Genomic DNA, 1,113 nt, shown 5'->3' with positions numbered 1-1,113 from the left:
GGAGATGAAGCGGCGTCTTTGTTTCTTACGTTGAAAAAGACGGACTGTTTGGAGCACGACGACTTTCTGCCTTTTAGCAAAAATGAAGACTGAGTAGTTCCGGAGGTTTGTCTCTTGATTTTTTCTTTTGGTATTTTTCCTTTTGCATCAAGGCAAAAGAAAAGTATAACCGTTACCTACGAAGTAACGGAACAACAAAACAACATCCCGCTAAGAAAAAAAATTGTGTTATGAACATGAAAATAGTGAAACGAAGCCTGCTGCTTTGTTTGCTGTTTGTCAGTATTTCGCTTTCAGCCCAAAACTGGGCCGTAAAGACGAATTTGTTGTATGATGCAACGACTACAGTAAACCTTGGAGCAGAAGTCGGATTGTCACCCCAATGGACATTCGACCTTTCGGCCAACTTCAATGGCTGGACCTTCGGCGACAACAACAAAAAGTGGAAGCACTGGCTCATCCAGCCGGAACTTCGCTACTGGTTGTGCGAACGCTTCAACGGGCACTTTGTAGGCACCCATCTGCTGGGAGGTGTGTACAACTTCAGCAACCTTAATCTCGACTTCAAACTTTTCGGCACCGACTTTGGTGAACTGAAAGGCCACCGCTTCGAGGGCTGGATGGCGGGCATTGGTGTAGCATACGGTTACCACTGGATGCTGTCGCGCCGCTGGAGCCTTGAAGGGGTCATTGGCTTGGGTTACGTCTACAGCCGTGCCGATAAGTACCTTTGCCCGCGATGTGGCGAACAGTTGGAGGACAACGAACCGCATCATTACCTCGGCCCCACCAAGGCTGCCCTGAATCTGATATATGTTTTCTAAATATAATAAGGTGAAATTTTGAGATACGCGGACGACACGGAAAAAGACGGACGGACGCGGATAATTCCAACTCAAAAAAACTACAAACTAAAAAGACACCATCATAGACATGAAACGAATCATTTTGATATATAGCCTTTTCTTGGGATGCCTTGGCGACGCTCTGCCACTCATGGCCCAGCACACCCTTCAAAGCGGTGCAACGGTCGAGGCGACCGACGTCTGCCGCTTGCGCGACAGCGTCATTATCACCATGCGGCTCGATCTCTCAACTATGGAGGTAGAGTCC

The 1,113-nt window shown here is 47.9% G+C and carries 1 protein-coding gene; it reads left to right on the top strand.

From position 1 onward, the window contains the following. The first annotated feature begins 236 nt into the window (after positions 1-236). Positions 237-824, top strand: coding sequence for a DUF3575 domain-containing protein (locus QVP67_RS04570; RefSeq protein ID WP_071149415.1), 588 nt, complete (start codon positions 237-239; stop codon positions 822-824). Positions 825-1,113 lie beyond the last annotated feature (289 nt).

It is taken from the genome of Bacteroides sp. CAG:633, from assembly GCF_000435115.1.
GTDB classification, from domain to species: domain Bacteria; phylum Bacteroidota; class Bacteroidia; order Bacteroidales; family Bacteroidaceae; genus Bacteroides; species Bacteroides ndongoniae.
Note: the sequence above shows the minus strand (reverse complement) of the source record. Positions and strands in the feature narration are given on the sequence as shown.

Excerpts from the sequence above, each read along its gene's own strand:
- QVP67_RS04570 (WP_071149415.1), top strand. The coding sequence starts at position 237 with ATGAAAATAGTGAAACGAAGCCTGCTGCTTTGTTTGCTGTTTGTCAGT.